This window comes from Streptomyces otsuchiensis, from assembly GCF_004305975.1.
GTDB classification, from domain to species: Bacteria; Actinomycetota; Actinomycetes; order Streptomycetales; family Streptomycetaceae; genus Streptomyces; species Streptomyces otsuchiensis.
This window is the reverse complement of the sequence record NZ_BHZI01000274.1, coordinates 1-7,649: the sequence shown is the minus strand read 5'-3', so window position 1 is coordinate 7,649 and position 7,649 is coordinate 1. Positions and strand designations below refer to the sequence as shown.

Genomic DNA, 7,649 nt, shown 5'->3' with positions numbered 1-7,649 from the left:
CCGCCCCACCCGTACCGCCGCCGGGCTCCGGCCGTCACCGCCGCCGGGGCTCGGCGGCCACCGCCGCCCGGTACTGTCGCGAACGTGACTGACGATCTGAGCGACCGGACCCCGACCGCCGACGACCCCTTCGGCACCGCCGGCCTGCGGGGCGCCGTGCTGGACGCCTGGGCCGCCTCACCCGCCCGCTTCCGCGAGGACGCCAACGCGGAGGAGGAGCTGGCCCGCGGCGGCTACCGGGACCGCATCGTCGTGGAGCTGGCGCAGAACGCGGCCGACGCCGCCGCCCGCGCCGGCGTCCCCGGACGGCTGCGGCTGGAGTTGGGCGACGGGCTGCTGACCGCCGCCAACACCGGCGAGCCGCTGACCGCCGCCGGCGCCGAGTCGCTGTCCACGCTGCGAGCCTCCGCCAAGCGGGACGCGCCCAGCGTCGGCCGCTTCGGCGTCGGCTTCGCCGCCACCCTCACCGTCACCGACACCCCGGCCGTGCACAGCCGCACCGGCGGCATCCGCTGGTCGCTGGCCGAGGCACTGCGGCTGACCCGCACCGTCGCCGGCACGACGCCCGCGCTCGCCACCGAACTGGAGCGCCGCGGCGAGGGGCGGCACGCCGTCCCGCTGCTCCGCCTGCCGCTGCCCGCCGAGCCGTTCACCGTGCCCGACGGCTACGAGACCGTGATCGCGCTGCCGCTGCGGGACGCCGCCGCCCAGGAACTGGCCGCCCGGCTGCTGGCCGAGGTCGCCGACCCGCTGCTGCTGGCGCTGCCCGGCCTCGCCGACATCACCGTCGTCACCCCCGCCGGTACCCGGACCCTGACCCGCACCGACGACGGGGACGACGTCGTCGTCACCGAGGGCGAGCGCACCACCCGCTGGCGGACCGCAGGCGACAGCGGCCGCGCCGACGGCGCGCTCCTCGCCGACCGGCCGCTGGAGGAACGCGAGCGGCCCGTCTGGTCGGTCCGCTGGGCCGTGCCGGTCGGAGCGGACGGGGCGCCCGCCCGGCCCACGGCGGAGGCGGTGGTGCACGCACCCACGCCGACCGGTGAACCGCTGTCGCTGCCAGCCCTGTTGATCGCCTCCTTCCCGCTGGACTCCACCCGCCGCCAGGTCGCGCCCGGTCCGCTCACCGAGTTCCTGCTGGACCGGGCCGCCGACTCCTACGCGGGACTGCTGGAGCGCTGGCGCCCGGTCGGAACGGGCGTCCTGGAGCTGGTGCCCGGGCCGCTGGGCGCCGGTGTCCTCGACTCCGGGCTCCGCGAGCGGCTGATGGCCCGGCTGCCGTCCGTGCCGTTCCTGCCGCCGGCGGGCGGCCCGGAGGCACTCGCCTCGCTCACCTCCCCCGACCCCCGGGCCTCCCTCGACTCACCTGCCGAACCGGACTTCCCCGCCGACCCGCCGGCGAGCGACCCCGTGGCCGGCACCGGGCGCGCCACGGCTGACGGCGCCGGCTCCGGCACCGCGCCGGAGCCGGCGCGGGTCGCCCTGCGCGCCACCGAGGCCGAGATCGTCGAGGACGCCGGGGTGGCCACCGTCTCCGTACTGGCCGGCCTCTTCCCGCAGTTGCTCCCCGCCGGTCTCGAACGTCACCCGGCGCCACGCCTGTTGGGAGTCGCCCGGGTCTCCCTGGGCGAGGCCATCGACCGCGTCGCGGGCGCCGAACGGCCCCCGTCCTGGTGGCATCAGCTGTACGACGCGCTGGCCGGGGTCGACCCCGACCGGCTCACCGGTCTTCCGGTCCCCCTGGCCGACGGCCGGACCGTCATCGGCCCCCGCCAGGTGCTGCTGCCGCTGCCCGGCGCCGATCCGGCGCCCCTGGCCCGCCTCGGGCTGCGCGTCGCCCACCCCGACGCGGCCCATCCGCTGCTGGAGAAGCTGGGCGCGGCCTCCGCCACTCCCCGCGCGGTGCTGGAGACCCCGCAGGTCCGCGCGCAGATCACCGCCGCCCACGATGACGGCATCTGGGACGAGGACGCCCTGTCCGCCGAGGAGTTGGCCGAGCTGGTGCTCGGACTCGTGCGCGACGCGGCACTGGAACCGGGCGAACTGCCCTGGCTGGCGGCGCTGCCGCTGCCCGACGAGGACGGCGAGACCGTCCCCGCCTACGAACTGGTCTACCCCGGAAGCACCTTCCAGCAGGTCATCCGCGAGGGTGAACTCGCCTCCTGCGCACGGGAACTCGCCGACCGCTGGGGCGAGGGTCCGCTGACCGCCGTCGGCGTGCAGGCCGTGTTCCCGTTGGTCCGCGCGACCGATGTGGTGCTCGACCCCGACGAGTTGGTGCCCGGGGAGTCCGAGATCCCCGAGCCGGACGACGCGGGGCTCCTGGACGCCGTCGACGTCTGGTGCGAGGACACCCTCGACGCCCTCCCGCACGCCGAACTCCCGCCGGTCGCAGCCGAGATGCTGGGCATCCGCGACCTGGAACTCGTCGACGACGACCAGTGGCCCCGCGTCCTCGCCCTGCTCTCCGAGCCGCCCCTGCGGGACGCGCTCACCCGCCCCCTGCGGGTACGGATGCCCGATGGCTCCACCGCCACCGCGCGCCCCTACGCAGCCTGGTGGCTGCGCGGCGCGCCCGTCCTCGACGGCCGGCGTCCCGCCGGGCTGCGCGCCGCCGGGGGCGACCCGCTGCTGGAAGGGCTCTACGAGGCCGCCGACACCGCCGATGCCGACCCCGAGGTGCTCCGCGCCCTCGGAGTACGCACCAGCGCCCCGGCGCTGCTGGACGAGCCCGGCGGAGCGGCCGAACTCCTCGGCCGGCTCGCCGACCCGGAACTCGACGTCGAACCGGCCCAGTTGCACGGCCTCTACAGCCTCCTCGCCGAACTGGACCCCGAGCAGGTCACCCTGCCGGACGAGGTGCGGGCCGTGGTGGACGGCGAGACCGTGGTGGTCCCGGCCGCCGACGCCGCCGTCGCCGACGCCCCCGACCTGCTGCCCCTCGCAGGGGACCGCCCGCTCCTGCCGGTCGCCCCCCGCCTCGCGGCTGCCCTGGCCGCGGTGCTGGATGTGCCACTGCTCTCCGCTGAACTGCCGGCCCCCGTCGCCGACCCGGGCACCGAACACCCGGTCCCCGACGCCGCCCGCGCACTCCTTGGCCCGGACACTCCGGCCGCCTACCGGGAACACGACGAGCTGACCGTCGACGGGGTCGCGCTGGACTGGCGACTGCACGCGGGGACGGTGCACGCCGCCACCGTGGAGGGCGTCGCCGCCGGCCTGGCCTGGGCCGTCGGCCAGTGGCCCCGCCGCTTCGAACTCGCCGCCCTGCTGGAGGACCCGACCCGCACCGCCGAACTGGAAACCGCCCGCTGGTTCGACTGACCAGGCGTCGCTCGGTCCACAACGCCGTACCGTCCCGGACCGGGACGGTACGGCGCTGTCCGGCTCTATCGGCCGGCCGGCTCCGCGCTGGGCGTCTTCGCCGGGTGCTTCTCCACGAGGGGGCCGTGCGCCTCCTCCGGGCGGTCCGGGAAGCGGCGCGGTACGAGCCGCCAGGACAGTTCCAGCAGGACCAGGGCGGCCCCGGCGATGCCCACGGCGAGCAGCGGCATGGTGCTGCCGACGAGGTCCAGTGCGAAGAACTCCCGCAGCCACGGCGTCACCAGCACCACGAGGAACCCGCCGCCCATGCAGAGCAGCAGGCCCAGCCGCCACCAGGTGTACGGGCGGGCGATGATCGCCAGGACGCCCATCGCGCAGAGGAAGAGCGTCAGCGTGGCGGCGGAGGTCTCCGCCGTCAGGGTGTCCGATGTCGCGCCGTAGTGGTGCCGCGCCAGCAGGTAGGTGGTGAAGGTCGCGATCCCCGCGATCAGACCGAAGGGGATGGCCAGCCGCAGCACCCGCCGGACGAAGTGCGGCCGGGCCCGTTCGATGTTCGGCGCCAGGGCCAGGAAGAACGCCGGGATGCCGATGGTGAACGCCGACAGCAGGGTCAGGTGGCGTGGCAGGAACGGGTACGGGACCTGACTGATGATCACCGCGAACGCCATGAAGACCGAGTAGACGGTCTTGGTGAGGAAGAGGTTGGCGACCCGCTCGATGTTGCCGATGACCCGTCGGCCCTCCGCCACCACCGAGGGCAGCGTGGCGAAGCTGTTGTTGAGCAGCACGATCTGTGCGACGCCCTTGGTGGCCTCCGACCCCGCGCCCATGGAGACGCCGATGTCCGCGTCCTTGAGCGCCAGGACGTCGTTGACGCCGTCGCCGGTCATCGCCACGTTGTGACCGCGTGCCTGGAGCGCCGCGACCATGTCGCGTTTCTGCTGCGGCGAGACCCGGCCGAAGACCGAGCCGCGCTCGACGGCTTCCGCCATCTTCTCCGGGTCGGTCGGCAGCTTCCGGGCGTCGATCGGGGAGTCCGCTCCGGGCAGCCCCAGCTTGGCGGCGACGGCGCCGACGGAGACCGCGTTGTCACCGGAGATGATCTTGGTGTCGATCTGCTGGTCCTCGAAGTACCGCAGCGTGTCCGGGGCCTCGCGGCGCAGCCGCTGGTCGAGCACGATCAGCGCGACGGCCGAGACGTCCCGCGAGGGGTCGGTGTCGACGTCCCGCCGGGAAAGCTCCTCCAGCGGGCGGGCCGCCCGGGCCAGCAGCAGCACGCGCAGGCCCTGCCGGTTCAGTTCCTCCACGGCGTCGAGCTGCGGATGGCCGTCGGCCAGCAGTACGTCGGGCGCGCCCAGCAGCCAGGTCGCCTCCGCTCCGTCCGGCTCGGCGAGGCGCGCGCCGCTGTACTTGCGGGCGGAGGAGAACGGCAGCGCCTCCCCGGCGCGCCAGCCCTCCGGCTCCGGGTAGGCGTCGATGATGGCCTTGAGGCTGGCGTTGGGCCGTGGGTCGGAGGCGCCGAGCGCGCCGAGTACCCGGCGGACGTACTCCTCGTCGCCGTCCGAGGCCGCCGCGTCGCCGTCGGGCGCGGCCAGCAGCCGCAGGTCGGTGACGTCCATGCCGCCCTCGGTGAGGGTGCCGGTCTTGTCCAGGCAGACCACGTCGACGCGGGCGAGGCCCTCGATCGCCGGCAGTTCCTGTACCAGGCACTGCTTGCGGCCCAGCCGGATGACCCCGATCGCGAACGCCATCGAGGTGATGAGCACCAGGCCCTCGGGGACCATCACCACGATGCCGGCGACCATGCGCCGGATCGCCTCGAAGGTATCGGCGCGTTCCACCACCAGCTGGCTGATGATCAGGCCGATCGCGGCCGGGATCATCAGCATGATGCAGAACTTCAGGATCTTGCTGATGCCGCTGCGCAACTCCGAGTGGACCAGCGTGAAGCGGGACGCCTCCTCCGCCAGGCGCGCCGCGTACGCCTCCCGTCCGACCTTGGTGGCACGGAAGGCGCCGCCTCCGGATACCACGAAGCTGCCGGACATCACCGGGTCGCCGGCCTTCTTGAGGACCGGGTCGGCCTCGCCGGTGAGCAGCGACTCGTCGATCTCCAGGTTGTCGGCCTCGGTGACGACGCCGTCGACGACGGCCTTGTCGCCCGGGGCCAGCTCCACCACGTCGTCGAGGACGATCTCGCGGGTGGTCACCTCCACCGGCACGCCGTCCCGGCGGACCTTGGGCCGTGCCTCCCCGATCACCGCCAGGCTGTCCAGCGTCTTCTTGGCGCGCAGCTCCTGGACGATGCCGATCCCCGCGTTCGCGATGATCACGAACCCGAACAGGCCGTCCTGGATGGGGCCGACGACCAGGATGATGGCGAACAGCACTCCGATGATGCCGTTGAAGAGGGTGAAGACGTTCCCGCGAACGATTTCCCCGGTGGACCGCGAGGACCGCGCGGGGACGTCGTTGACCTGCCCTCGCGCTACCCGCTCGTCCACTTCGGCACTGGTGAGTCCGCGCGCGCTCACAGCCGCCCCCGCCTCCGTCTGCATCATGAAGCAGACCCTACGAGGATGTGCGCCCGTGTGCGTAGTCGGGGCGTGTCCGGGTAGAGGACGCCGGGGGTGGATCCTGTGCCTGCCGCGGCCGGCGCGTGTTCGGGCCGGCCGGTGCGGCCGGGCGCGTCAGGGTCCGGGTGTGTCACGGCCCGCGCGCTTCGCCTTTCGGGCGTCTCAGGGGCGGTCGGTGTCCGGGCCGTCGTTCCCGCCGGGGGCGGCGTCGCCCTGGCCGTCGGCGGCGCGTTCCGCCCGTTCGGCGTCGCGGCGGATCGCCGCCACGCGGCGGCTGTTGTACCAGAGGCCGAAGAAGCCGAGACCGACCCCGGCCAGACAGGTCCAGATCCACTGGGTGCGGCCGTCGTCGGCGTACTGGCCGTAGAACGGCAGCTGGACGAGGAACGCGACCGCCCACAGGGCGGTGCCGGCGCCCACCACGGCGGTGATGTTGCCCTCCAGCGGCGCGGGTGCCTCCCGCTTGCCGCTGGTCAGTTCGCCCCAGCGCATCCGTCCGTCCCCGCCTTCCGCCGTGTCGCCGCTCCGGTCGCCGCCGCTGCCGGTGTGACCACCGGGGGCGGCCGTTCCGGCCCTGCGCTCAGGGTAGTCGGCGGTCCGGCCCGCGCCGAGGGCGGGCGCGACCCGGCGTGCGCCCCCGGAGCGGCGCGCACCAGGGCGCCCCGGGGAAGGGGCGTGCGCCGGGGCTGCCGGACGTCAGGCGTCCTGGCCCACGCGGCCCGTGGAGCCGCGGCCGTCGAGTCTTTCGGTGCGTTCCACCGCGTCGTGGAAACGCTCGTCGAAGTCCTCGCGGACCAGGGTGCGCGCGACGTACTCCTGGAGGGTCATGCCCCGGCGGGCGGCGTGCTGGGTCAGCCGGTCCATCAGGGCTCCGTCTATGCGAAAGCTCAGCACTCTCGATGTCATTCACCCACGGTCCCGCCCGCCCCCGGCGCGGCGCGAGAGTTCCCCGGCCTCCTCACTCGAAGGGGTGAATGTTGGGGCGTGCGTGCGGTGACGTGAGGAAGGTCACTTCCGGGCAGGCTGATGTTGAATTGGTAGTTCGTTAGCCAAGCTAATGAGATAGGCTGGACGGCATGCCGGAATCCCCGGGCGTGAGCCCCCAGGACGCTGTCGCCGTGAACACCCTGCGTGTCGGGGTCATGCGGCTGGCCCGCCGACTCCGGCACCAGCGGGTGGACCGGTCGCTCGGTCTCGCCGAGCTGTCCGCCCTCGGCACCCTCTACCGGTGCGGAGCCATGACGCCGGGCGAACTCGCCCGCAAGGAGCACGTCCAGCCGCCGTCCATGACCCGGATCATCGGACAGCTCCAGGAACGTGGGCTGGTGCGGCTGGAGCCGCATCCGGAGGACCGTCGCCAGAAGACCGTCACGCCCACGGAACAAGCCGAAGCCATGCTCGAAGCGAGCCGCAGCCAGAGCAACGCCTGGCTGACGGAGTTGGCCGGCCAGCTCAGCGAGGAGGAGAGGGAGATCCTCCGCACCGCCGCCCCGGTACTGCACAAACTCGCGCACCTGTAGGAGCCGCAAGAACAGCGCACATCGGCGCCGCCTGGCCGGCGCAGAAGGAGAGTTCCCTTGAGTCCGGGACCCGGACCGTCGTCCGCCCGCGATCCCCAGCCGCCCGAACCCCAGCCGTCCGAACCCCAGCCCGGAGACGCCACCGCCGGTGTCCCGGGCGCAGCAGCTCCCGGCCCCGGCGCCGGGGCCCCCGAGCCGGACCGGCCCGGCACCGGTGAAGCCACCC

5 protein-coding genes are annotated in these 7,649 nt (G+C 74.2%); 2 read left to right on the top strand and 3 right to left on the bottom strand.

The features are described 5' to 3' along the window. Positions 1-96 precede the first annotated feature (96 nt). Positions 97-3,327, top strand: a complete 3,231-nt coding sequence (locus E0D90_RS21310) for a sacsin N-terminal ATP-binding-like domain-containing protein (RefSeq protein WP_130799687.1) — start codon at positions 97-99, stop codon at positions 3,325-3,327. A 65-nt stretch (positions 3,328-3,392) separates the two neighbouring features. Here the strand turns inward: E0D90_RS21310 and E0D90_RS21305 are convergent, their stop codons facing one another. From E0D90_RS21305 to E0D90_RS21295, 3 genes are all read right to left on the bottom strand, one after another. Continuing rightward, complete coding sequence (locus E0D90_RS21305) at positions 3,393-5,888, bottom strand: HAD-IC family P-type ATPase (RefSeq protein WP_130799686.1); 2,496 nt, start codon at positions 5,886-5,888, stop codon at positions 3,393-3,395. 177 nt (positions 5,889-6,065) lie between these two features. Continuing rightward, complete coding sequence (locus E0D90_RS21300) at positions 6,066-6,395, bottom strand: DUF2530 domain-containing protein (protein ID WP_130799685.1); 330 nt, start codon at positions 6,393-6,395, stop codon at positions 6,066-6,068. A 204-nt stretch (positions 6,396-6,599) separates the two neighbouring features. After that, positions 6,600-6,809: a hypothetical protein gene (locus tag E0D90_RS21295; protein ID WP_103502839.1), complete on the bottom strand. Its 210-nt coding sequence runs from the start codon at positions 6,807-6,809 to the stop codon at positions 6,600-6,602. Positions 6,810-6,979: 170 nt separating this feature from the next. Here E0D90_RS21295 and E0D90_RS21290 point away from each other — a divergent pair, with 170 nt between their 5' ends. Further along, entirely contained in the window at positions 6,980-7,423 is a 444-nt protein-coding gene (locus E0D90_RS21290) for a MarR family winged helix-turn-helix transcriptional regulator (protein WP_103502838.1), read from the top strand. Positions 7,424-7,649 lie beyond the last annotated feature (226 nt).